This is a genomic window from Rubrivivax soli (genome assembly GCF_049810355.1).
Classification (GTDB): Bacteria; Pseudomonadota; Gammaproteobacteria; order Burkholderiales; family Burkholderiaceae_C; genus Rubrivivax.
Window position 1 is genome coordinate 2827792 of record NZ_CP187368.1, and the last position, 24614, is coordinate 2852405.

Here is a 24614-nt window from a genome sequence, read left to right on the forward strand (position 1 = left end):
TCAGCAGGGGCTTGGGGGCACCATGACTAGCGGTTCGTCACCGGGTACAGCCCCTGCGGGCGCCACAGCAGGATGCCCACCATCAGCGCGATGTTGGAGAACAGCGCCACCTTCGGGGCCAGGAAGCCGGTGTAGTTGGCCATCAGCCCGACCAGCAGCGCGCCGACGAAGCAGCCGAAGGTGCTGCCCAGGCCGCCGATGATGATGACGATGAAGATCAGCACGTTGACCTGCGCGCCGATCTGCGGGATCACGCTCTGCTGGTACAGCCCCCAGAGCACGCCGCCCAGCCCGGCCAGCGCCGAGCCGGCGACGAAGACGCCGACGAACAGCCGGCGGATGCGGTAGCCCAGCGCCTCGACCATGCTGCGGTCCTGCACGCCGGCGCGGATCAGCAGGCCGATCTTCGTGCGGTTGAGCGTGAACACCAGCGCGCCGAACACCACCAGGCCGATGGCCGCTGCCAGCACGCGGTACTTCTCGATGCCGGCGTCGGCCACGTACCAGGCGCCGCGCAGCACGTCGGGCAGCGGCAGCGCGATCTGCAGCGGGCCCCAGATGACCTTGATGATCTCCTCGCCGACGATCATGCCGCCCATCGTGATGAGTATCTGCTTCAGGTGCAGGCCGTACACGGGACGCACGATCACGCGCTCGAAGGCCCAGCCCACGGCGCCGGCCACGGCCATCGCCACCAGCATCGCGGCGAAGACGCTGGCGAAGCCGTTCCAGCCCGCGCCGGCGCCGTAGCCCATCACGCTGGTGGCCACGAACGCGCCGAGCGCGATGAACACGCCGTGGCCGAAGTTCAGCACGTCCATCAGGCCGAACACCAGCGTCAGGCCCGAGGCGATGACGAAGACGATGAGGCCCATCGCGAGGCCGGCCACGGTCAGCGTGATCCAGCTGCTGGTGCTGCCCACCGCCGGCACGGCCAGCGCCATCACGGCCAGCAGCAGCAGCACGGGCTTCCAGTCGAAGCGGGTCCGGGGGATGGCCTCGGCAGCCGGCGCTGCGGCCGGGACCGTGGTGGCGGTGTTCATTGGTGCGCTCCCAGCGACAGGCCCAGCAGCCGGTGCTGCAGCCGTTCGTCCTCGGCCAGTTCGGCCATCGCGCCGCTGTGCACGACGCGGCCGTCGTCCATCACGGCCACCGTGTCGCCCAGCGCGCGCGCCATCTGGAAGTTCTGCTCGACCAGCAGGATGGTGGTGCGCTGCGCCTTCAGCGCGCGCAGCGCCGCGATCAGGTTCTGCACGATCGACGGCGCCAGGCCCTTGCTGGGCTCGTCGATCAGGATCAGCGCGCGCGGCTCGATGATGGCGCGCGCCACCGCCAGCATCTGCTTCTGGCCACCGCTGAGCTTGCCGGCCGGGTAGAGCCAGAACTTCTTCAGCGCGGGGAAGAGGTCGAAGATCCAGTCGAGCCGGGCGCGGTCCAGGGCCCCCGCATGGCGCGCGGTGCGGGCGGCCAGCACCATGTTCTCCTGCACCGTGAGGTCGCTGAAGATGCCCATGGTCTCGGGCACGTAGGCGATGCCCAGCTGCGCGATGTCGGGCGTCTCGCGCTCGGCGATCGGCTGGCCGCGGAACGTGACGCTGCCCCGGCTGGCCGCGTGCAGGCCCATCACGGTGCGCAGCGTGGTGGACTTGCCGGCGCCGTTGCGGCCCAGCAGCATCGTCACCTGGCCTGCGGGCACCTGCAGGTCCACGCCGTGCAGGATGTGGTACGCGCCGATGTGCGTGTGCACCCCGGCAAGCTGGAGCAAAGGGTCAGACATGCTGGGAGCTCCCCCTCTTGGAGGGGGAGGGCCGGGTGGGGGAGTCGTCGGGCTCGGCCGCAAGGCCTACCTCGGCGTCAGCGACGCCGAGGTAGGCCTGCTGCACCACGGGGCTGGCGATGACGGCCGCGGGTTCGCCGTCGGCCACGAGCTGCCCGTTGTGCAGCACGACGATGCGGTCGGACAGCGCGCGCACCACGTCCATCTTGTGCTCGACCAGCAGGATGCAGCGGTCCTGCTTCGCCTTCAGCGCGCGGATCAGGTCCAGGATCACCGGCACGTCGTCGACGCTCATGCCGGCAGTGGGCTCGTCGAACATGTAGACCTTGGGGTCCAGCGCCATCAGCAGCGCCACCTCCAGCTTGCGCTGGTCGCCGTGCGGCAGCGCCGCGGCCGGCACGGCGTGCTTGTCCCCCAGCTGCACCTGGCGCAGCAGCGCGTGCGACTCGTCGATCCAGGTGCTGCGGTCGAGCCACACCTTGAACAGGTCCAGCCCTCCGCCCAGCAGGCCCGCAGCGGCCCTGCCCTGCGCGCGGGCCTGCACCGCCAGGCGCACGTTCTCCAGCACCGACAGGTTCGGGAACAGCTGCGTCAGCTGGAACGCCCGGCCCAGGCCGCGCCGCGTGCGCAGCGGCGCCGGCAGCGCGGTGATGTCCTCGCCATCGAGCAGCACGCGCCCGGCGCTGGCCGGCAGCTGGCCGCTGACGAGGTTGAAGTACGTCGTCTTGCCGGCGCCGTTGGGACCGACGATGGACGTCAGCGTGCCCGGCGCGAAGCGGCACGAGACGCGGTCGACGGCCACGTGGCCGCCGAACCGGATCGTGAGGTCCTGGGTCTCGAGCACGGCGGGGCGGACGTCAGCGCTTGTTGCGGATGGGGATCTGCAGCTCGCTGGCCGGGATCACGCGCACCAGCTCCGGCACGCCCCACGCGAAGGCGGGGTCGTTCTTGATGCGGAAGTGGTACATGTCCTGCATCGCCTGGTGGTCTTCCTTGCGGAAGGTCATCGTGCCCTTGGGCGTCTCGAAGCTCATGCCTTCCATCGTCGCGATGAGCTTGTTGGTGCTGGTGTCGCCGCCGGTCTTCTTCAGCGCCTCGACCACCGCGATGGCGGCGCTCATGCCGCCGGCGGTGAAGAAGTCGGGCGGGCTCTTGTAGCGGCTGTAGTGGTTGGCGACCAGCCACTCGTTGACCTTGTTCTTCGGGATGCCGAAGTAGTAGTACAGCGCGCCTTCCATGCCCGGGAAGCTCTTGTAGGCCACCATCGCCGGCAGGATGTTGCCGCCGGTGGCGAGCTTGATGCCGTAGCGCTTCTCCAGCTCCAGGTCGGCGATCTTCGGGAACGGCGTCGGGCTGCCCGACCAGCCCACCGACAGGTACTTGTTGCCCGGCTGGTCCTTGAGCTTGTCGATGATGCGCTGCAGGCCGGCGGTGAAGTCGGTCGTGCCCACGGGCAGGTATTCCTCGTGGACGATCTTGGCCTTCTTGGTGAAGTCCCTGGCGGCCTTCACGCCGTCGCGGCCGAAGGCGTTGTCGTTGGCCAGCACGGCGATCACGTTGCCCGGCTGGTCGAGCGCCGCGGCGTTGGCGGCGGCGTCCTGGCTGCTGTTGCGGCCGGTGCGGAAGATGTACTTGTTCCACTTGTCGCCGGTGATGCTGTCGGCCACGGCCGGCTCCACCAGCAGGATCTTCTTGTACTCCTCGGCCACCGGCAGCATCGCCAGCGCCACCGGGCTGGCCACCGGGCCCACGGCGAGGTCGACCTTGTCGTCGGCGTAGGCAGCGGCCAGTGCGGCCTTGCCCACGTCGGGCTTGCCCTGGTCGTCCTTCTCGATCACGGTGATCTTGCGGCCGGCCACCGCCATCGTGCCGCCGGTGGCGTACTCCAGGCCGAGCGCGAAGCCGACCAGCGTCTGCTTCGCATAGGCTTCCAGCGGGCCGGTCTTGCTGACGATGATGGCGATCTTCACGTCCTTGCCCGACTGGGCCAGGGCCGGGCTGCCGGCCACGGCCAGGGCGGCAAGGGCGGTCAGGGCGAAGGGAACGAGTCGACGCTGCATGGGGTGTCTCCTGTGGGCGATGGGCAGCCCTGTTCGCAAGCGCTGTGCCGTGCGCACCACGTCAGTGCAAACCCTTGGGTTTGGTTCCACTTCGCCTGACACCAAGACAGTCGCGCAGCAGGGATGTCTTCTTTTCAGGCATGCGACGTCTCCAGAACTGTCTGACGCTCAGGCAGTTGGCGTCGCAACCGGCCAGCAGCCAGCGCCCGACAGCGCTGCGCTACAGTCCCGCGCGATGGAGATGGAGCGCACGCTGCTCTACACCGACCTGGTGGGCAGCACGGAGGTCAACACCCGCCTGGGCGACGGTGGCATGGCGCCGCTGTGGGACCGCCACGACCGCGGCTTCCGCGACCTGCTGCGCCAGTGGCGCGGCCACGAGATCGACCGCAGCGACGGCTTCTTCGTGCTCTTTGAGCAGCCTGCCGATGCCGCCGGCTTCGTGGTGGCCTACCACCGCCTGCTGGCCGCGCTGCCGGTGCCGCTGCAGGCGCGCGCCGGGCTGCACACCGGCCTGGTGACGCTGCGCCAGAACAGCGCCGAAGACGTGGCGCTGGGCGCCAAGCCCTTCGAGGTGATCGGCATCGCACGCGCGGTGGCGGCGCGGCTGATGGCGCTGGCGCAGGGCGGGCAGACGCTCGCCAGCGACAGCGCCGCCGCCGCGCTGCACGGCGGCCCCTGGCGCTGCCAGCAGCACGGCCACTGGCGCATGCGCGGCGTGGACGTGCCGCAGGCGGTGTTCGAGATCGGCGACGACGGCGCGCCGTTCACGCCGCCCCCCGACAGCGAGAAGTCGCAGCGCGTGGTGCAGCGCGAGGGCCAGTGGGTCAGCGTCGCCGACGTGCCGCGCCGCCTGCCCGGCGAGCGCGACGCGTTCTTCGGCCGCGCCGCCGACCTGCGCGCGCTGGTGCACGCCTTCCAGGGCGGCACGCGGCTGGTCACGCTGCACGGCGCCGGCGGCATCGGCAAGACCCGGCTGGCGCTGCGCTACGGCTGGGCCTGGCTGGGCGCGTACCCGGGCGGCGTGTGGTTCTGCGACCTGGCCCCGGCACGCGGGCTGGACGGCCTGCTGCATGCCGTGGCCCAGGCGCTCGACGTGCCGCTGGGCGCCGCGCCGGCGCACCAACTCGGCCGCGCGCTGGCCGGCCACGGCCGCTGCCTGCTGGTGCTGGACAACGTGGAACACCTGGTGCGCGCGGCCAGCCCGACGCTGGAGGCCTGGCTCGACGCCGCGCCCGAGCTGCGCTGCATCGCGACCTCGCGCGAACTGCTGGGCCTGCGCGGCGAACACGCGCTGGCGCTGGACCCGCTGCCGGTGGCCGACGCGGTGGCGCTGTTCCATGCGCGCGCCCGCGCCGCCTGGTCGGGCTACGACGCCGCCCGCAGCGACGCCGTGCAGGTGCAGCAGCTCGTGACCCTGCTCGACGGCCTGCCGCTGGCGGTGGAGCTGGCCGCCGCGCGCGTGAGCGTGCTGCCGCCGGCGCAGCTGCTGGCGCGCATGGGCGACCGCTTCCGGCTGCTGGCTTCGCGCGGCGGCCGGCCCGACCGCCAGGCCACGCTGCAGGCCACGCTGGCCTGGTCGTGGGACCTCCTGAACGCCGCCGAGCGCGCCACGCTGGCGCAGCTGTCGGTGTTCGAGGGCGGCTGCACGCTGGCCGCGGCGCAGGCCGTGGTCGACCTCGCGGCCTGCGGCGACGACAGCCCGTGGCTGTTCGACCTGGTGCAGTCGCTGGTCGACAAGTCGCTGCTGCGCGCGCAGGCCGACGGCCGGCTCGGACTGCTGCGCAGCGTGCAGGACTACGCCGCGCAGCAGTTGCAGGCCCCGTCGGCCTTCCCGGGCAGCGGCCCGGCGCTGCAGCTGGCCGCGCGCACGCGCCACCACCGCCACTGCGCCACGCTCACCGAAGCGGCGGCCACGGCACAGCAGTGCATCGAGCTCGACAACCTGGTGGCCGCCTGCCGCCACGCCACCGTGCAGCGTGACGCCGACGCCGCCTGCGCCTGCCTGCTGCTGGCCTGGGCCGCGCTGCGCCTGGTGGGGCCGTTCCGCGTGGCGGTGGAACTGGCGGACGCCGTGGCGGCGCTGCCGGCGCTGGCGCCGGCACAGCGGCGCAGCGTGCTGTGGGTGCGCGCCGGCGCCCTGTTCACGCTGGGCGACAACGACGCGGCGCGCGCCACGGCGCGGGAAGCCCAGGCGCTGCCTGCCGGCGAGCCCGAACCCGTGCTGGCGGCGCGGCTGCACTGCCTGCTGGGCGAGCTGGCGGCGATGCAGGGCGACGGCGACGAGGCCGAGGACCACTTCGACCAGGCCCGCGCGCTCGCCAGGCAAGGCGGCGACGCCGCCACCCAGTGCCAGGTGCTGAACGCGCTGGGCGCGCTGGCCGGCGACCAGGGCCGGCTGGACGAGGCCCGTGGCTGGTACGAGCAGGCGCTGGCCGTCGCGGTGGCCGCGCACGACAAGCACTGGCAAGGCGGCCTGCTCGGCAACCTGGGCGGCATCCACTACGCCGAAGGCCGGCTCGACGAAGCGCTGGACGCCTACGAACGCGCGCTGGAGCTGGCACGCGACAGCGGCGACCACCGCTTCGAGGGCAACACGCTGTGCAACCTGGGGCTGATCCACCACGACCAGGGCCGGCCCGACCAGGCCGAACAGCAGCTGCTGCGCTCGCTGGAGATGGCGCGTGCGATGGGCCACCGCAACCTCGAGAACGCCGTGCTGTGCAACCTGGGCATCGCACAGGCGGCGCAGGGCCGCGACGCCGAAGCCTGCGCGCAGTTCATGGCGGCGGTGGAAGGCGCGGCCGCGGCCGGCGACACCCGCAGCGAAGGCCAGTACCGCAGCTACCTCGGCAGCGCGCTGGCGCGCAGCGGCCGCTTCGACGAGGCGCGCGCCTGCCTGCGCCGCGGCCGCGAACTGCTGCAGCAGGCCAACGACCCGATGAACCTGGGCCTGCTGCTGTGCAGCGTGGCCGAATGCGAGCAGCTGGCGCGCGACTGGGACGACGCCGCCGCCGCACTGGCCGAAGCCCGCGCGCTGCTGGACAGCCACGGCTGGCCCGCAGGCTCGGAGCTGGCGCGCCGTGTCGATGCCGTGGCGCAGGGCGGCGCGCCGAAGACCTGAGCGCCGCGACCCGCGCCGTGCCGGCTGCCTCGGACCCGCCGCTCTTCACTGGCCCCGGTTGACGATGAGCGGGTCGTGCGGGGTGCACGTGTTCCAGGTCACGCCGTCGGTGCCCAGCCACTGCAGGTGCAGCGTGTAGGTGAAGACCTTCCAGCGCCGGCTGCCTTCGGCCACCAGCCGCTTGCGGTCGGCCTGCCGCGCCGCGTCGAGGCCTTCGTCGTCGAAGTTGCGCACGCCCGACGGCGTGCTGCCGTCGGCGGTGTCGTTGTCGTCGATGCGCACGCGCTGCGCGGCGAAGCGGTGCGTCGGCGTTCCCGCGGCCGGCTGGATCTGCCAGCGGATGCGGTCGACGCTGCCGAGCAGGAACACGACGTCGGGCACGCGCACGCGGCAGTCGCGGCCCGACGCCGGCCGCACGGCCGTGACCTCGACGACGCACTCGGCCTGCAGGCAGCGCTGGTGGCGCAGCTTGCCGCCGGCCACGCCACCGGCGTGGGCCGTACCTGCGACCAGCAGCGCGAACAGCGCAAACAGCGCAAACAGCGCAAGAGGAACGGAACGCGCCGCGGCCCAGGCGGCCGCGGGGGTGGGCTGGGGCATCTGTAACTCCCTGTGACAGCCGGCATTATTTGCGCTGCGGCGCAGCAGCGCTTCGTGCCGCCAGGGGATCGGCCGCGGCAGCGGGCCGGTGTCAGCGCATTGCGTCGCGCGTCAGCGCGGCCAGCTCGGGGTAGCGCAGCAGCTTGTCGTAGAAGGCCGCGCGCGAAATCTGCAGCAGCCGCGCCGCCGCCATGCGGTTGCCGCGCGTGCTGCGCAGCGCCGCCGCGATGGCCTCGCGCTCCAGCGCCGCCACCTGCTCGGGCAGCGGGCGCGGCGCGGCGGCCACGGGCGCCGGCGGCACCGTCGGCGCGGGCCGTGCCGGCGCCGACGCGGGCGGCGGCGGGCTGGCCGCCGCCATCGCGTGCGGCGCGGCCGGCGCGCCCTGCGGCTCGGCATCGAGCCGCAGCGCCGCCGTGAAGTGCTCGGGGCCCAGCGCCGGATCGTCGGTCATCAGCGTCGCCTGCTCCAGCACGTTGCGCAGTTCGCGGATGTTGCCCGGCCAGGGCTGGCGCGCCAGCAGGTCCAGCGCCTCGCCCGACAACGCCTTGTGCGGCAGTCCGCTGCGCCGCGCGATGTCCTCGGCCAGCGCGTCGACCAGCGCCTCCAGGTCCTGCAGCCGCGCGCGCAGCGGCGGCAGGCGGATCGGCAGCACGTTGAGCCGGTAGAACAGGTCGGCGCGGAAGGTGCCCGCGGCCACCATCGCCTCGAGGTCGCGGCTGGTCGCGGCGACGATGCGCACGTCGATGCGCTCGACGCGGTTGCTGCCCAGCGGCTCGATCTCCTGTTCCTGCAGCGCGCGCAGCAGCTTGGCCTGCAGCGCCAGCGGCATGTCGCCGATCTCGTCGAGGAACAGCGTGCCGCCGTCGGCGAGCTTGAACTTGCCGTCGCGGCCCTTGCGGTCGGCGCCGGTGTAGGCGCCGGGCGCCGTGCCGAAGAACTCGGCCTCCAGCAGCGTGTCGGGGATGGCCGCGATGTTCACGCCGACGAACGGCCGCGCCGCGCGCCGGCTGGCGGCGTGGATGGCATGCGCCAGCAGTTCCTTGCCGGTGCCGGTCTCGCCCAGCAGCAGCACGGTGCTGTCGGTCATCGCCACGCGCCGCGCCTGGCGCTTGACCTCCAGCGCGGCCGGGCTGGCGCCGATGAAGCTGGCGATCGTGTGCTTGGGCCGGCGCTGGCTGCCGCGCTCGGCCGCGAGCTGCCGGCGCGTGTCGTCGAGCTCGCTCTGCAGCCGGCTGAACTTGGCGATCAGCGGCTGCATCGTCGTTTCCGGGTGGTCCAGCAGCACCATGCCGAACGCGCCGATGACCTGGCCGTGTTCGTCCTTCAGCGGCAGCCGGCTCACGAGGAAGGTGCCGGCGTGGTTGCTCAGCAGGTCGACCAGGATCGGCTGCCCGGTGTCGACCACCTGGGCCATCAGCGTGTTGGGCACGACGTCCTCGACGCGGCGGCCGACGAAGTCGCTCTCGGCATGGCCCAGCGCCGGCAGGAAGCGCTTGTAGCCTTCGCTGATCCACACGATGCGGTGCTCGCGGTCGACCACCATCGTGCCCATCGCGGTGTTGGCGAAGGTGTCGAACATGCTCTGTGCGGCCAGGCGCAGCACCTGCTCGGCGTCCAGCCGCAGCCGCGCGGCGGACGCGGGCGCGGCGGGCTGGTCGGAGGCGGCAGGCATGGCCGGCACTGTACTGTGCGGCGCCCGCGGGTTCCCCCCAGCGCCCAGGCTGTCGTAATTACGTGATGATGCAATCATGGTCGACCCGATCCCCCTGCGCGGCACCTCCCTGCACGACGGCGTGGCGGCGCGGCTGCGGGCCATGGTCTTCGACAACCAGCTCGTGCCTGGGCAGTGGATCGACGAGAAGGCGCTGGCCGTGCAGTGGCAGGTGAGCCGCACGCCGCTGCGCGAGGCGCTGAAGGTGCTGGCCGCCGAGGGCCTGGTGGAACTGGTGCCGCACCGCGGCTGCCGCGTCATCGCGCTCACCGAGGACGACGCCGACGCGCTGTTCCCGGTGATGGCGCTGCTGGAGGGCCGCTGCGCCTTCGAGGCCGCGAAGAAGGCCGGCGACGCCGACCTGCACACGCTGCGCCGCCTGCACGACGAGCTGGAGCGCCACGCCGCCGCGCACGACATCGAGGCCTACTACCGCGCCAACCACGTCTTCCACGCGCAGGTGCAGTCGCTGGCCAGCAACCGCTGGCTCGACCGCGCCACCGGCGACCTGCGCCGCTTCATGCGGCTGATGCGCGGGCGCCAGCTGGCGCTGCCCGGGCGCATCGAGGCCTCGATCAACGAGCACCGCGTGCTCATCGACGCCTTCGAGCAGCGCGACGCCGCGCGTGCCGAGCGCGCGATGCACGACCACCTGATGGCGCAGCTGGTGGCCTTGAAGAAGCTGCGCGGCACCGAAGCGAAGGCGGCCCCCCATGCTGGTTGAACTGCGCGAAGCCGCGGCGCGGCAGCGTGACAAGCGCCTGCAAGGCCTGCTGCGGCTGGCCAGCAAGCGCCTGCTGTCCGACCGCGGCGAGATGAACGGCGTGCCGCTGGCGCGCGAGCTGATCGAGCGGCTGGACGCGCTGGACGACAGCCAGCTCGACGACTTCTTCGAGCACCTGGCGCGCGACCTCAGCCCCGACCCCCAGGCCGTGCTGCGCCTGGCGCAGGCCTACGCGGCCGAGCCCGGCGCGGCGCAGCTGATCGCGCTGGCGCAGGGCGTGGAGCCGCAGCGCCAGGAACTGCTGCGGCGGCTGAACCGCACGCCCGGCGGCACCGCCACCGTGCTGCGGCTGCGCCGCGCGCTGCTGCGGCGTCTGCCCAAGCACCCCGAGCTGGCGGCGGTGGAGGCCGACTTCCTGCATCTGCTGTCGTCGTGGTTCAACCCCGGCTTCCTGCAGATGAAGCGCGTGGACTGGAACGCGCCGGCGCAGCTGCTCGAGAAGATCATCCTGCACGAGGCCGTGCACCAGATCGACGGCTGGGACGACCTGCGCCGGCGCCTGCAGCCCGACCGCCGCTGCTTCGCCTTCTTCCACCCGCAGCTGCCCGACGAGCCGCTGATCTTCGTGGAAGTGGCGCTGCTGCCCGAGATGCCGGACGCGATCGCGCCGCTGATCGACAAGGCCAGCACGCCGCTGCCGCCCGAGCGCTTCCGTGTCGCGGCCTTCTACAGCATCAGCAACTGCGAGCCCGGGCTGCGTGGCGTCTCGCTCGGCAACTTCCTGATCAAGCAGGTCGCCGAGCAGCTGCAGAAGGAACTGCCGCGGCTGAAGACCTTCTGCACGCTGTCGCCGCTGCCGAGGTTCGCCGCCTGGCTGCAGGCCGGCCCCGACTTCACGGCGCTGCCGGGGCTGGGCCGCGCTGCCGCGGCGCGGCTGCTGGCGGCGCACGCCACGCTGCTGCAGGCCTGCGACGGCGATCTCGACGCGCTGCACGGCCCGGCACAGCACGACAGGCTCGACGACGCCGCGCAGGCCGCGCTGCTGGCGCTGGCCGCGGCCTACCTGGGACACGCCTCCACCACGCCGGCCGGCGACCCGGTGGCGCGCTTCCACCTGGACAACGGCGCGCGGCTCGAACGCCTGAACCCGCGTGGCAACATGTCGCCCACCGGGCTGCGCCAATCCTTCGGCATGATGGTCAACTATCTCTACGACCTCGACCGCATCGAGGCCAGCCATGCCAAATTCCGCCGCGGCGACGTGGCGCGTGCACGCGCCGTCAGCGCATTGATCTGAACAACCACCCGACAACCGGAGACCGCCCCATGACGACCCACTTCCAACGCCGCCAGCTGCTGATCGCCGGGGCCGCGTCGCTCGCCGCCCCGCTGGTGCAGGCCCAGGCCGCGGCCTGGCCGAGCAAGCCGGTGACGATCGTCGTGCCGTTCCCGCCCGGCGGCGGCACCGACGCCTTCGCGCGGCCGCTGTTCGCCGAGATGACGAAGAACGTGGGGCGCCAGTTCATCATCGACAACAAGGGCGGCGCCGGCGGCACGCTGGGCGCGGGCATCGCGGCCAAGGCCGCACCCGACGGCTACACCTTCTTCATGGGCGCCGTGCACCACGCCATCGCGCCCAGCATGTACCCGAAGCTCGACTACGACATCCTCACCGACTTCGTGCCCGTGGGCCTGGTGTCGGCGGTGCCGCAGGTCATCGTCGTGAACCCGCAGCGCGTGCAGGCCAAGACGCTGCCCGAGCTGCTGGACTTCATCCGCAAGAACCCGGGCAAGCTGAACTACGGCTCGGCCGGCAACGGCACCAGCCACCACCTGGCCGGCGAGCTGTTCAAGCTGCAGACCAAGACCTTCATCACGCACATCCCGTACCGCGGCGCGGGCCCGGCGCTGCAGGACCTGATCGCCGGCCAGGTCGACATGATGTTCGACGGCCTGGGCTCCAGCGCCAGCCACATCAAGGGCGGCCGCCTGCACGCCATCGCGGTCGCCAGCGACAAGCCGGCGCCGGGCTTCCCCAACGTGCCCACCACGAAGGACGGCAACCTGCCCGGCTACCAGGTCGCGACCTGGTACGCGATCTTCGCGCCCAAGGGCACGCCCAAGGACATCGTCGACAAGTTCAACGGCGAGATGCGCAAGGCGCTCAACGGCGACGTGCTGCGCACGGCCTGGAACGGCCTGGGCGCGGAGACGCCCAACCTGTACGGCGACGCCTTCGGCCGCTTCGTGCAGGCCGAGGTCAAGCGCTGGGCCGAGGTGGTGAAGAGCTCCGGAGCCAAGCTGGACTGACCACGAGCGCTGCGATGCCGAACGCGAACCTGTACGCCGCGCTGCGCGCGGCCTTCCCCGCCGACCTGGACGCCACCGCCGTCGAGACGGCCGACACGCCCGCGCCGCTGCACTACACCTGGCGCGACCTGGAGCGCGGCTCGGCCATGGTGGCCAACCTGCTGCAGTCGCTGGCGCTGCCGCCGGCGTCGCGCATCGCGGTGCAGGTCGACAAGAGCGTCGAGGCGCTGGTGCTGTACCTGGCCGTGCTGCGGGCCGGGCACGTCTTCCTGCCGCTGAACACGGCGTACCAGGCCGGCGAGATCGCCTACTTCATCGGCAACGCCGAGCCGGCGGTGGTGGTGTGCTCGGGCCGCAACTTCGGCTGGGTCAGCCAGATCGCGTTCCAGGCCGGCACGAAGCACGTCTACACGCTCAACGACGACCGCACCGGCACGCTGCTCGACCGCGCCGCGCAGCAGGCCGACCGGCACACCGTGGCGCACAGCAGCGCCGACGACCTGGCCGCCATCCTCTACACCAGCGGCACCACCGGGCGCAGCAAGGGCGCGATGCTGTCGCACGGCAACCTGCTGAGCAACGCGCAGGTGCTGAAGCAGGCGTGGGGGTGGGTGCCCGGCGACGTGCTGATCCACGCGCTGCCCATCTTCCACGTGCACGGCCTGTTCGTGGCCAGCCACGGCGCGCTGCTCAACGGCAGCAAGATGATCTGGTTCGCGCGCTTCGACCCGCGCGCAGCGCTCGCGCGCATGCGCGAGGCCACCGTCTTCATGGGCGTGCCCACGCTGTACGTGCGGCTGCTGGCCGAGCCGGGGCTGGACCACGCTGCCACGCAGCACATGCGGCTGTTCGTCAGCGGCTCGGCGCCGCTGCTGATCGAGACCTTCACCGACTGGCAGCGGCGCACCGGCCACACCATCCTCGAACGCTACGGCATGAGCGAGACGGTGATGCTGACCTCCAACCCCTACCGCCCCGAAGCCGCGCGCCGTGGCGGCACGGTGGGCTTCCCGCTGCCGGGCGTGGGCGTGCGGGTGCGCGACGACCAGGGGCGCGCGCTGCCGGCCGGCGAGATCGGCGGCATCGAGGTGCGCGGGCCCAACGTGTTCAGCGGCTACTGGCGCATGCCCGAGAAGACGAAGGAAGAGTTCACCCCCGACGGCTGGTTCAAGACCGGCGACGTCGGCCGCATCGACCCCGAGGGCTACGTCACCATCGTCGGGCGCAGCAAGGACCTGGTGATCAGCGGCGGCTACAACGTCTACCCGGCCGAGATCGAGGGCATCGTCAACGAGCTGCCGGGCGTGGCCGAATCGGCCGTGATCGGCGTGCCGCACCCCGACTTCGGGGAGGCCGTGGTCGCGGTGCTGGTGCCCAGGCCCGGCGCGACGGTCGACGGCGCGGCGGTGGTGGCGGCGCTGAAGGCGAAGATCGCCAACTTCAAGGTGCCCAAGCAGGTGTTCGTGGTGGCCGAGCTGCCGCGCAACACGATGGGCAAGGTGCAGAAGAACCTGCTGCGCGAGCAGCACAAGGCGCTCTTCGCGGCCTGATCGGGCCGCATCCGGCTGGCGGCCTGGTCAGGCCGCCTTGTGCAGCAGCGCCAGCAGCTGCGCCGCGAGGCTGCGCACGTCCAGCGGCTTGGTCCAGTGCGCGCCGAAGCCGCGGGCCAGCGCGGCTTCGCGGTCGGCGGGCATCGCGTCGGCGGTGGCCATCACCGCAGGCACGTGCGCCAGGCCGGGCAGCGCGCGCAGCGCTGCCAGCACCTCGTGGCCGAGTGCGCCGGGCAGGTGGCCGTCGATGACCAGCAGGTCGGGCGGCCAGCGCGTGGCGCTCTCCAGCGCGGTGGCGGCGTCCACCGCCACGCGCAGCGCGATCTGCGGCTGCGCGCGCAGCGCCTCGGCAAAGAGCAAGGCGCTCAGCGGGTCGTCTTCGACGTAGAGCACCCGCCAGCTGCGCTGCTGCGCCGGCGCCACGGCGGCGCGCGGGGCCGTGTCCGCCGCGGGCGCCGCAGCGGCTTCCGCGCGCGGCAGCCAGACGTTGACCGTGGTGCCGCTGCCGGCGACGCTGGTGATGTCCAGGCTGCCGCCGTGGGCGGCGACCAGGCGGCGCGCGATCACCAGGCCCAGGCCCGTGCCCTCGACGCTGGTGGCCTCGCGGCCCAGGCGTTCGAAGGGCTGGAACAGGCGCGCCAGCTGCTGCGGGTCCATGCCGAGGCCGTCGTCCACCACCTGCAGCCGCCAGCCCGCCTGCGCGTCGCGCTCCTGGGGCGACAGCCGCCACTGCACACTGCCGCCGCGGCGGTTGTACTTGATGGCGTTGGACCCCAGGTTCAGCAGCACCTGGCGCAGCCGCTGCGGGTCGGCCAGCACCGGCGCCGGGCCGTCGCCGGCCACGCGCAGCTGCACGCCGTCGCGCAGCGCCTGCGCGCCCAGCAGCGCGCTGGCGTCGCGCACCGCGGCCGTCAGGTCCAGCGGCTGGCGCGACAGCGCCAGCACGCCCTGCTCGACCTGCTGCAGGTCGAGCACGTCGTTGATCAGGTCGCGCAGGTGCTGGCCGGCCAGCAGGATGTGGTCGAGGTAGTCGGCACGGTAGACGGCCTGCTGCTGCAGCAGCTGGGCGAAGCCCAGCACCGCGTTCAGCGGCGTGCGCATCTCGTGGCTCATGCGCGAGAGGAACTCGCTCTTGCTGCGGCTGGCCAGCTCGGCCACGCGCTTCTCGCGCAGGTCGTCCTCGCCCTGGCGCTCGCGCGTGATGTCGCTGTGCGTGCCGATGACACGCAGCGCACGGCCGTCGGCGCCGCGCAGCACGGCCTTGCCGCGGTCGCGCAGCCACAGCCAGTGTCCCTGGGCGTGGCGGATGCGGTAGGCGACCTGGTAGATCTCGGTGGCGCCGTCGCAGTGGCGCTGGAACGCATCGAGCACGCGCGCACGGTCGTCGGCGTGCAAGCGCCGCGCCCAGTGGCGCCAGTCGTTGCCGAAGGCGTGTTCGTCCAGCCCCAGCATCTGCAGGCAGCGCGGCGAGAAGTACGAGCGGTCGGTCTCGGCGTTCCAGTCCCAGACGCCGTCGCCCGCGCCTTCCAGCGCAAACCGCCAGCGCAGCTCGCTTTCGGCCAGCGCGGCTTCGGCGGCCTTGCGTGCGCTGATGTCGACCGACAGGTGGACCACGCTGCCGTCGGGCAGCCGCCGGTCCAGCACCAGCGCCCAGGCGTCGCGCCAGCGCAGCTCCTGCGGCGGCGCGTCTTCGCTGGTGAGGCCCAGCCGCCAGGCCAGGAAGGCGTCCTCGCGGCCGATGGCGTCGGGGTAGTTGCCCAGCGCCACGTGGTGCCGCACGACCTGCTCCCAGGTGTCGCAGCCGGGCGGCAGCTGCTCGCCGAGCGAGCTGCGCCACACCGGGTTGGCCAGCAGCACGCGGTCGTCGGGCCCGCTGATCATCACGCTGGCCGGCAGGCCTTCGAGGGTCTGCTCCAGCAGCTGGCGCGCGCGCAGCGCGTCCTGGCGCGCCGCCAGTTCGGCCGTGACGTTGCGGCTGGCGCCGCGGTAGCCGAGGAAGCTGCCGTCGGCGTCGAAGCGCGGCTCGCCGCTGATGGCCACCACGATGGTGCCCTGCGGCGTGTCGCGCTCGGCGATCAGGTCGCGGAAGGGCTGCTGCGCGGCGCGGGCAGCGCGGTAGGCGTCCCAGCTGCCGGCGGTCTCGTCGTTGCGCGGCCGGTTGGCGTCGCCGGTGCGGCGGCCGACCTCGTCGGCCGCCGGGCGCCCGGTCAGCAGCGAGATGCCGTCGGACATCCACGTGACGCGCCCTTCGGTGTCGGTCTCCCACAGCCAGTCGGTCGCGACGCTGCCGGCACGGCCGCAGCGCTCGGCCTCCAGGCGCCAGCGCTGCGCCTGCTGCTGCGCGTCGAGCAGCGCACCGGCGGCCAGCAGCGCCGCCGCCAGCACGGGCCCCCCGGGGCGGCGGGCGGCCTGCAGCCACAGCTGCCAGCCGGTGGACGCGGCCGTCTCGCCGGCGCACCGGCAGGCGCCGGTGCCGGGCCAGGAGTCCTCGCCGGGCAGGCCCAGACCGGGCACGGGCCGGCCGTCCACGGCCCACCAGCCCCCCTCGGCCCCGGTCTCGGCCAGCACTGCCGCCAGCAGTGCCTGCAGCGCCGACAGGCCGGAGGCGCCGGGAGCACCAGGGGCGCCGGGCCAGGCGGCCTCGGCGGACACGCCAGCGGCCGCCCCCGTGGCGGGTGCAGCACTGCCTGGCAAGGGAGTGTCATCGGCCATGTCGACAACGGCTCGTGGGGCGCGATCACAACGACGGCGCGTCGATGATAGTCAGGCTCCCGGCCACCGGCAGCGCGTCCGGCGCTTAGCATGTCACGCATGCACTGTCTCGTCATCGGCGGCACCCGCTTCCTCGGGCGCCACATCGTCACCCAGGCGCTGGCCGCCGGACACCGCGTGACGCTGCTGCACCGCGGCCGCAGCGGGCCCGGGCTGTTTCCGGAAGCGGAACACCGCATCGCCGACCGCGACGGCGACCTCGCGGCGCTGGCGCAGGGCCGCTGGGACGTGGTCATCGACACCAGCGCCTACGTGCCGCGCCAGGTGCGCAGCCTGGCGCAGTGCCTTGCCGGGCGGGTCGAGCGCTATCTGCTGGTGTCGAGCATCAGCGTCTACGCCGGCTTCTCCGCGCCCGGCACCCGCGAAGACGCAGCGCTGCAGGTGCTGGCCGACCCCGCCACCGAAACCGTCGACGGCAGCAGCTACGGCGGCCTGAAGGCGCTGTGCGAGCAGGCCCTGGCGGCCGCGCTGCCCGGCCAGGGCCTGGTGGCGCGACCGGGGCTGATCGTCGGCCCGCACGACCCCAGCGGGCGCTTCACCTGGTGGCTGCAGCGGCTGGCGCGCGGCGGCGACGTGCTGGTGCCCGGCACGCCGGACGACGCCGTGCAGTGCATCGACGCACGCGACGTCGCAGCCTGGCTGCTGCTGCAGGCCGAGCGCGGCAGCACCGGCACCTTCAACCTCGCCGGCCCGGCCGCGCCGCTGACCATGGGCACGCTGCTGCAGACGCTGCGCGACACGCTCCGGCCCGACGCCCGGCTGCACTGGGTGGACGAAGCCTTCCTGCTGGCGCAGGGTGTCAGCCCGTGGACCGAGCTGCCGCTGTGGGTGCCGCGCAGCGACGCCGGCCTGCACGCGGTGGACATCGGCCGTGCCCTGGCCAGCGGCCTGCGCTGCCGGCCCATGGCCGCCACGGTGGCCGACACCGCCGCCTGGGCGGCGGCGCACGACGGACCACATGCCGGCATCGGCCTGGCGCCCGAACGCGAGGCGGCGCTGCTGGCCGCGTGGGCGCAGCAGCGCGGCACACCGGCCGGCGCTTGACGGGAGTCAGGATTGATGCGTGTCAAGTCCGATGACAGCGACGCCGCGCACGATGCGCCCATGGCGCTGCAGCACCCCCTGATCCGCATCCACGCCGCCGCCGCCGGCGACACCGCCGACGACGCCGTCTGCGGTGGCTGCGACGGCGCGCCCGCCGAGACCGCGTGTGCCGCCCAGGCCGACGTGTTCGGCCGGCGCTGCGCCGCGCCGCTGCTGCAGGGCGACCCGGCCCTGGTGGAGCAGGCGCTGGCAGCCCTGCGCGGTGTGCGCGACCCCGTGCAGGGCGGCGACCTCGTCGGCATGCAGCTCGTGCAGGCGCTGCGCGTCGAGGGCGGCGAAGCCGAGCTGACGCTGACCTACCCGCGCGGCTGCGGCGTCGCGCGCCTGATGGCCGAAGACGCGTTCCAGGTGCTGCGCCGCGTGCTGCACGACACCGACGTCTACGTGCTGCACGCCGCTACCTGACGGCGCCGGCGGTCGGCGCCGATGCCGCCGGGCCTGCCGCCTTGAAGCGGGCCTCGCGCATCAGCACGCGGTGGAAGCTGGCCGCCTTGTCCAGCCAGCCGCGGAAGCGTTCGCCGCCCATCGTCGTCGGGTTGAAGGCCCCGCGGGCCATGAACTCCTGCCACTCGGGCAGCGCGCGCACGCGGTCCAGCAGCTGGTTGTAGTAGGTCACCTGGGCCGGCGTGGCGCCGGGCGTGGTGAAGATGCCGCGCATCATCAGGTACTGCACCGGCACGCCGAACGACATGCACGTGGGCAGGTCGGCCCAGGCCTGCGTGCCGGTGATCTTCGCGGCGTAGGCCAGCGGCTTGCCGTCGAGCACGCACAGCGGCCGCAGCGTGCCGGCGCGCCACAGCGCCTCGGCCTCGATGGGGTTGTTGACCGTCATGTCCACGCTGCCCGCCGCCAGGGCGCGCGCGACGTCGCCGCCACCCTTCAGCGGCACGTACTGCAGCCGCGTGGAGGTGGCGGTCTCGAGCAGCACGGCGATGAGCTGGTCTTCCTGCTTGCTGCCGGTGCCGCCCAGGCGCAGCGTGCCGGGCGGCGCGCGGCGCATCGCGTCGAAGAGGTCCTGGCCGCTGCGGTGCGGCGACCGGGCGTTGACCCACAGCACGAACTGGTCGAGCGCCAGCATCTGCACCGGCGTGATGTCGCTCCAGGCGAAGTCCACGCCCTCGGCCAGCGGCGCGGTGAACAGGTTGGACAGCGTGATGACGAGCTTGTGCGGGTCACCGCGCGCGGCCTTCACGACCATCAACCCTTCGACGCCCGAGTCGCCGGCCTTGTTGACGACGTTGATCGGCTGCGGCGCCAGCTTGTGCCGGGCCACCAGCGCCTGGATCAGCCGCGCCATCTGGTCGGCACCGCCCCCGGTGCCGGCCGGCACCACCAGCTCGATCGGCGCCGTAGGCTCCCAGGCGCGGGCCGCTCCCGGGGCGGCGGCGAGCGCTGCGGCCACCACGCAACCGGCGCAGGCGGACAGGAGGCGGGCAAGGCGTGCAGGCGTCATGACGCTCCAACCGAGGGGAGTGCAACAGTGCGGCCGTGAGTGTCGCGCAGTTCCGGCCCGCGCCGGCGGCGTGTCAGTACTGCACGCGTGCGTAATACGTCTTCTGTGCCGCTTCGCGCGCCTGCCCCAGCGTGCGGATGCCCTGCTCTTCCAGCAGCGGAACCATCCTCTGGAACACCTCGGCCGTGACCAGCGCGTCGCCCAGCGCGGTGTGGCGGCCGATGATGGCCACGCCCAGGCGCTCCGCGATGGCCTCCAGCCGGTGCGATTCCTGGTTCGGGTGCAGCACGGCCGACAGCAGCAGCGTGTCGAGCACCGGCTGCTCGAAGCGCACGCCGGTCGCAGCTTCCTTCAGCTGCAGGAAGCGCATGTCGAAGGCCGCGTTGTGCGCCACCAGCACCGTGTCGCGCGCGTAGGCGTGGAAGGCCGGCAGCACCTCGGCGATCACGGGCTTGCCGGCCACCATGTCCTGCGTGATGCCGTGGATCGGGATCGACGCCGCCGGGATCGGCCGCTGGGGGTTCACGAGCTGCTCGAACGACTCGCTCTTCAGCAGCCGGCCGTTCACCAGCCGCGCCGCGCCGATCTGGATGATCTCGTCGCCGCCGGCCGGGTCCAGGCCGGTGGTCTCGGTGTCGAACACGGTGTAGGCCAGATCGGCCAGGCGCCGGTCGTCGAGCGCGCGTGTGCTCTCGGTGTCGGTGAAGAGGTTGAAGTCGTAGTACTCGGGGCGGCTGTCGCTGCGCAGGAAGGCGCTGGCGCCCTCGGCCTGCTGCTGCGCCGCGGCGTCGGGCGCCAGCGGCAGCAGGAAGCGGAAGAAGGCCTCGTGGCGCACGCGGTCGCGCTCGAACCAGAACTCGCCGCCGTGGCGTTGCACCACGTCGCGCACGGTCAGCGCGGTGCTGTCGCCGCCGCCGGCCATGGCCTCCATCTCCCAGCTCATCACGGTCTCGGTGCTCATGGCCTGGCCGGCCCACACCAGGTCGAGCCGCGCGCGCTGCCCGTCGCCGGCCGGGCTCAGGCGCAGGTGCACGGCCCGCACCGCGAACTCGTCGCGCAGGCGCAGCGCCAGCCAGGCCAGCGTCTGCAGCAGCGCGAAGCTGTCGAGCTTGAGCCACAGCGCGCCGTCGACGTCGACCTGCCCGGTGCGCAGCGCGGTCGCGGCCTCGATGCGGCGCTGCGCGGCCTGCACGAAGTCGGTGCCCAGGATCTCCTCCAGCGGCCAGCGCGTGGCCAGCCCCGCGGCGCTGTGCGCGGCGAGCTCGTCGATGCGGCGCGACATCGCCTGCGCCTCGTCGCGCACCACGCCCAGGAACCGCTCGCGCAGCGGCGGCGCCAGGCCGGGGTCGTCCAGCATCTCGGCGGCGGCGCGCAGGTTGGCCAGCGCGCCGCGGCTGCCTTCGGTCAGGCCGTGCAGCAGGCGTTCGACGCCAGCGGCGGCAGCGTGATCGCGCGTGATGTTGTCGAGCATCAGCACGAAGCCGCTGATGCCCGGGGTGTCGGCCTCCAGCGCCGCCCCCGCGTCGGCGACGGCGCGCACCGGCGCCAGCTGCGCACGCAGCAGCTGCCCGCTGCGCGTGGCGGTGACGAACTGCGCGCTGGGGCTGGCCACGCCGCGCTGCAGGCGCTGCTGCACGCTGTCGAGCGCATGCGCCACCAGCCGGCGGTCGAACACGGTGTAGATCGAGCGGCCGATGCCGATGAGCTCGGCGCCGCCGGCCAGCTGCGGGCTGTCGGACAGCGCGCGGAACTGCAGCCGGGCGCGGTTGTTGTAGAGCAGGATGCGGCCGTCCAGGTTGCACACCACGACGCTCTGCACCAGCTCGTTCATCAGCGCGGCCAGGCGGAAGCGTTCCTGCTCGACGCCGCGGCTGGCCGCGGCCACCTGCTGCGCGATGTCGGCGCGCAGGCCGTCGCGCTGCGCCGCCAGCGTGTTGATGGCCTGCGCCAGGCCCTGCACCGGGGCGCTGCCCTCCGGCACGGCCAGCGTGCGCTGCACGTCGGTGGCCAGCAGCACCTGCGCCTGCTCGAGCAGCCGCGCCGGCGCGGCCACCCAGCGCCGCAGCAGCACCTGCGCGGCGGCGGCGGCAGCACCGGCCGCGGCCAGGGCCGCCAGCAGCAGCAGCGGCCAGCGCTCGGCGAGCAGGGCCTGCGCCGCCAGGCGCTCGGTCTCGCCCAGGGCGCTCCAGACGAGGGCGCCGCCCAGCGCCATGAACAGCCCGAGCAGCGCCAGCGCCGCCCCGGCGGCCGCGGCCAGTGCCAGCAGCAGGCGGCGGTCGCCCGGCACCGCGCTCAGCCCTGCGCCGGCCGCGAGGCCAGCAGCTCGCGCACCTTCTGCGCCAGCGCCTGGGTCGAGAACGGCTTGGTCATGTAGGCATCGGCGCCCACGCCCAGGCCCTTGGCGATGTCGGTCTCGCGGCCCTTGGCGGTGAGCATCAGCACCAGCGTGCCCTTGAGCGCCTCGTCGGCGCGCAGCGCCTGGCAGACCTCGTGGCCGTTCTTCTTCGGCATCATCACGTCCAGCAGCAGCAGGTCGGGCCGCAGGCTGTGCAGCAGGTCCAGCGCCTCCTGGCCGTCGCGCGCCAGGTGCACCTCGTGGCCTTCGCGCTGCATCAGGTACTCCAGCGAGACCAGGATGTTCGGTTCGTCGTCCGCGATCAGGATGCGGCTGGGCATGGCTTGTCTCCTTCACGGGCCGTTGCTGCGCCGTCGCGCGCCGGCCCTGTGGGTGTGCGCCAAGGTAGCGTGAACGCAAAACACGCACCTTGACCGGTGTCAGGCCGCAAGTCCATGCGGCCGCCGAAGTGCTCGACGATCTGGCGGCTGATGGGCAGGCCCAGGCCGGTGCCCTGCGGCCGGTTGTCGGCATCGCCGCCCTGGCGGAACTTCTCGAACACCAGCGCGCGCTGCGCCGCCGGCACGCCGGGGCCGTTGTCCTGCACCTCCACGGTGGCGGCGTCGGCGCCCGCCAGCAGCCGCAGCACGATGCGCCCGCCCGGCGCGGGCACGAACTTGGCCGCGTTCGACAGCAGGTTCAGCAGCACCTGCATCAGCCGGTCGGCGTCGGCGCGCAGCGTGGGCACGGGCCGGGGCGGCAGCTGCAGCTCGAGCGTGGCGCCGCGCTCGCGCAGCAGTTCCTGCACCGTCTGCGCCGCCTGCTGCAGCAGCGCCGGCAGGTCGACGTCGCTGTTGTGCCATTCGGCGTGGCCCGATTCGATCTTCGCCATGTCCAGCACCTGGTTCACCAGCCGCGTCAGGCGCTCGGTCTCGGCGACGACGATGGCCAGGAAGCGCTGGCGCTGCGCGAGCGGCATCTCGGCGTCGTCGACCATCAGCTCGGCCAGCGCGCGGATCGAGGTCAGCGGCGTGCGCAGCTCGTGCGTGACGCTGCTCATGAAGTCGTCCTTCAGCCGGTCCAGGCTCTCCAGCCGCTCGTTGGCCGCGCGCAGCTCGGCGGTGGCGCGCTCCAGTTCCTGCGAGTGGCTGCGCAGCTGGCGGGCCTCGTCGAGGATGCGCAGCACGTCGTCCATGTCGAGCGCCTCTTCGTGCACCACCGAGGCCACCATCACGCGCGCCGAGGCGCTGCCGATGGCGCCGGCCAGCTGCGTCTCGACGAAGTTCACGAGGTCGGCGTCGGGCACGATCTGCGCCACGCCAGCCGCGCCGCTGCGGCGGGCGTAGGCGGCCAGCGCCGCCTGCGCGGGCGCGGCGCCGAGAAAGCGCGCCATCAGCGCCTGCAGCGCCGCGAGTTCGGCGCGGCCGCGCCAGAACACCGGCCGCGTGCTGGCGGTGCGCTCGAAGATGTCGACGAAGACCAGCGCCTGGCTGGCCTCGCGCGCCACCGGCGGCCGCGCCAGCGACACCGCCACGAACAGGCCGACGTTGGCCAGCAGGCTCCAGAACAGCGAGTGCGTCAGGTTGTCCAGCGCCGCCAGCCCGAACAGCTGCTCGGGCCGCAGCAGCGCGATGCCGAAGGGCCCGGCATCGACGAAGTCGGTCTGCCACCAGCCCGACTTGGCGATCGACGGCAGCATCAGCGTGTACACCCACAGCCCGAAGCCGGCCAGCAGCCCGGCCAGCGCGCCGTGGCGCGTGCCGCCCTTCCAGTACATGCCGCCCAGCAGCGCCGGCGCGAACTGCGCCACCGCGGCGAAGCTGATGAGCCCGATGCTGACCAGCGCATAGGCCTCGCCGGCCAGGTGGTAGTACAGGTAGCCCAGCACCAGGATGGCCGCGATGGCGGCGCGGCGGATGGCCAGCAGCAGCCCGGTCAGGTCGCCGTGGTGCGCGAAGCGCCGCCAGCGCAGCAGCAGCGGCATCACGAGGTCGTTGCAGACCATGGTCGAGACGGCGATGGCCTCCACGATCACCATGCCGGTGGCCGCCGAGAGCCCGCCGATGAAGGCCACGAGCGCCAATGTCGGCTGCCCCGCGGCCAGCGGCAGGCTGAGCACGAAGGTGTCGGCGTTGACCTCGCGCCCGGCGAAGAACAGCAGGCCGCCCAGCGCGATGGGCAGCACGAAGAGGTTGATGGCCAGCAGGTAGGCCGGGAACACCCAGGCGGCGCGGCGCAGGTGGCCTTCGTGCACGTTCTCGACCACCATCACCTGGAACTGCCGCGGCAGGAAGATCACCGACAGCATCGCCAGCAGCGTCAGCGCGAACCACTGCGCGTACGGGAAGGGCTGGCCCTGTTCCAGCCGCAGCAGCGCCGCCAGCTCGGGCACGGCCAGCGCCTGGCCGAACAGGTCCGCCGGCCCGCCGAACAGGCCCCAGGTCACGAACACGCCCACGGCCACGAAGGCCAGCAGCTTCACCAGCGACTCGAAGGCGATGGCCGCGACCAGGCCCTCGTGGCGCTCGCTGCTGTCGCGGTGGCGCGTGCCGAACACCATCGTGAATCCGGCCAGCGCCAGCGCCACCAGCAGCGTGCCGTCCTGCCACCAGGCCGCACGCGGCGCGGCCGGCGCGCCCAGCGGTGTGGTCAGCACGGCGTAGCCGCTGGCGATGGCCTTCAGCTGCAGCGCGATGTAGGGCACGATGCCGACCACCGTGATCAGCGTCACCAGCCCGGCCAGCAGCGGGCTCTTGCCGTAGCGGCTGGCGATGAAGTCGGCGATCGACGTGATGCGCTCGCTGCGCGCGATGCGCAGCATCTTGCGCAGCACCAGCCAGGCGAGCGTCATCGCCAGCATCGGGCCCAGGTAGATCGGCAGGAACCACACGCCACCCGACGCGGCGCGGCCGACGCTGCCGAAGTAGGTCCAGGCGGTGCAGTACACCGCCATCGACAGCGCGTAGATCCAGGCATTGCCGATGACCGAGCGGCCCTGGCGCGCGCGGCGGTCGCCATGGCCGGCCACCACGAACAGCAGCAGCAGGTAGGCGAGCGAGGCGCCGAGCACCAGGGGGGTGGACAGCATGGTCGT

18 protein-coding genes are annotated in these 24614 nt (G+C 73.0%); 7 read left to right on the forward strand and 11 right to left on the reverse strand.

Annotated elements, in window-relative coordinates; all coding sequences use genetic code 11:
- Nucleotides 1–26: 26 nt before the first annotated feature.
- Genes ACPOLB_RS12825 through ACPOLB_RS12840 form a run of 4 tightly spaced genes read right to left on the reverse strand, consistent with a single transcriptional unit; the run spans nt 27 to nt 3837 of the window.
- Entirely contained in the window at nt 27–1043 is a 1017-nt protein-coding gene (locus ACPOLB_RS12825; RefSeq protein WP_425261754.1) for a branched-chain amino acid ABC transporter permease, read from the reverse strand.
- On the reverse strand, nt 1040–1777 hold the full coding sequence (locus ACPOLB_RS12830) for an ABC transporter ATP-binding protein (RefSeq protein WP_425261755.1): 738 nt from the start codon (nt 1775–1777) through the stop codon (nt 1040–1042). Before ACPOLB_RS12830 ends, ACPOLB_RS12825 begins: the two co-directional genes overlap by 4 nt.
- A complete protein-coding gene (locus tag ACPOLB_RS12835; RefSeq protein WP_425261756.1) occupies nt 1770–2621 on the reverse strand; it encodes an ABC transporter ATP-binding protein in 852 nt (283 codons plus the stop codon). The genes ACPOLB_RS12830 and ACPOLB_RS12835 overlap by 8 nt, the downstream gene beginning before the upstream one ends.
- Nucleotides 2622–2634: 13 nt before the next feature.
- Nucleotides 2635–3837, reverse strand: coding sequence for a substrate-binding domain-containing protein (locus ACPOLB_RS12840; protein WP_425261757.1), 1203 nt, complete (start codon nt 3835–3837; stop codon nt 2635–2637).
- 235 nt (nt 3838–4072) lie between these two features.
- Here ACPOLB_RS12840 and ACPOLB_RS12845 point away from each other — a divergent pair, with 235 nt between their 5' ends.
- Nucleotides 4073–6961 carry a tetratricopeptide repeat protein gene (locus ACPOLB_RS12845; protein WP_425261758.1) on the forward strand — a complete coding sequence of 963 codons (2889 nt, stop codon included), beginning with the start codon at nt 4073–4075 and terminating at the stop codon, nt 6959–6961.
- Between the two features lie 45 nt (nt 6962–7006).
- Here ACPOLB_RS12845 and ACPOLB_RS12850 read toward each other — a convergent pair whose 3' ends face one another.
- Nucleotides 7007–7561, reverse strand: coding sequence for a hypothetical protein (locus ACPOLB_RS12850; RefSeq protein ID WP_425261759.1), 555 nt, complete (start codon nt 7559–7561; stop codon nt 7007–7009).
- Nucleotides 7562–7652: 91 nt separating this feature from the next.
- Nucleotides 7653–9233: a sigma-54 interaction domain-containing protein gene (locus ACPOLB_RS12855; protein WP_425261760.1), complete on the reverse strand. Its 1581-nt coding sequence runs from the start codon at nt 9231–9233 to the stop codon at nt 7653–7655.
- 76 nt (nt 9234–9309) lie between these two features.
- Here ACPOLB_RS12855 and ACPOLB_RS12860 point away from each other — a divergent pair, with 76 nt between their 5' ends.
- From ACPOLB_RS12860 to ACPOLB_RS12875, 4 genes are read left to right on the forward strand one after another with little or no spacing between them, the layout of a single operon-like run.
- Nucleotides 9310–9996 (forward strand): GntR family transcriptional regulator, encoded by a 687-nt coding sequence (locus ACPOLB_RS12860; RefSeq protein ID WP_425261761.1) that lies wholly within the window; start codon nt 9310–9312, stop codon nt 9994–9996.
- Nucleotides 9986–11293 carry a malonyl-CoA decarboxylase domain-containing protein gene (locus ACPOLB_RS12865; RefSeq protein ID WP_425261762.1) on the forward strand — a complete coding sequence of 436 codons (1308 nt, stop codon included), beginning with the start codon at nt 9986–9988 and terminating at the stop codon, nt 11291–11293. The genes ACPOLB_RS12860 and ACPOLB_RS12865 overlap by 11 nt, the downstream gene beginning before the upstream one ends.
- Nucleotides 11294–11322: 29 nt before the next feature.
- On the forward strand, nt 11323–12306 hold the full coding sequence (locus ACPOLB_RS12870; RefSeq protein WP_425261763.1) for a Bug family tripartite tricarboxylate transporter substrate binding protein: 984 nt from the start codon (nt 11323–11325) through the stop codon (nt 12304–12306).
- A 14-nt stretch (nt 12307–12320) separates the two neighbouring features.
- Complete coding sequence (locus ACPOLB_RS12875; protein ID WP_425261764.1) at nt 12321–13856, forward strand: malonate--CoA ligase; 1536 nt, start codon at nt 12321–12323, stop codon at nt 13854–13856.
- 27 nt (nt 13857–13883) lie between these two features.
- Here ACPOLB_RS12875 and ACPOLB_RS12880 read toward each other — a convergent pair whose 3' ends face one another.
- Nucleotides 13884–16508, reverse strand: coding sequence for a PAS domain-containing hybrid sensor histidine kinase/response regulator (locus tag ACPOLB_RS12880; RefSeq protein ID WP_425261765.1), 2625 nt, complete (start codon nt 16506–16508; stop codon nt 13884–13886).
- A gap of 159 nt (nt 16509–16667) precedes the next feature.
- Between ACPOLB_RS12880 and ACPOLB_RS12885 the strand changes: the two genes are divergently transcribed.
- Nucleotides 16668–17672 (forward strand): NAD-dependent epimerase/dehydratase family protein, encoded by a 1005-nt coding sequence (locus ACPOLB_RS12885; RefSeq protein WP_425261766.1) that lies wholly within the window; start codon nt 16668–16670, stop codon nt 17670–17672.
- Nucleotides 17673–17687: 15 nt separating this feature from the next.
- A complete protein-coding gene (locus ACPOLB_RS12890; protein WP_425261767.1) occupies nt 17688–18137 on the forward strand; it encodes an iron-sulfur cluster assembly protein in 450 nt (149 codons plus the stop codon).
- Here ACPOLB_RS12890 and ACPOLB_RS12895 read toward each other — a convergent pair.
- The 4 genes from ACPOLB_RS12895 to ACPOLB_RS12910 form a co-directional block, all read right to left on the reverse strand.
- Nucleotides 18130–19185, reverse strand: a complete 1056-nt coding sequence (locus tag ACPOLB_RS12895) for a tripartite tricarboxylate transporter substrate binding protein (protein WP_425261768.1) — start codon at nt 19183–19185, stop codon at nt 18130–18132. The two genes, ACPOLB_RS12890 and ACPOLB_RS12895, sit on opposite strands and share 8 nt — an antisense overlap.
- Before the next feature lie 73 nt (nt 19186–19258).
- Entirely contained in the window at nt 19259–21472 is a 2214-nt protein-coding gene (locus ACPOLB_RS12900; RefSeq protein WP_425261769.1) for an exonuclease domain-containing protein, read from the reverse strand.
- Nucleotides 21473–21477: 5 nt separating this feature from the next.
- The gene (locus ACPOLB_RS12905) at nt 21478–21861 is read right to left on the reverse strand and encodes a response regulator transcription factor (protein ID WP_425261770.1); all 384 of its coding nucleotides are present in this window, start codon (nt 21859–21861) and stop codon (nt 21478–21480) included.
- A complete protein-coding gene (locus ACPOLB_RS12910; RefSeq protein WP_425261771.1) occupies nt 21843–24608 on the reverse strand; it encodes an ATP-binding protein in 2766 nt (921 codons plus the stop codon). Before ACPOLB_RS12910 ends, ACPOLB_RS12905 begins: the two co-directional genes overlap by 19 nt.
- Nucleotides 24609–24614 lie beyond the last annotated feature (6 nt).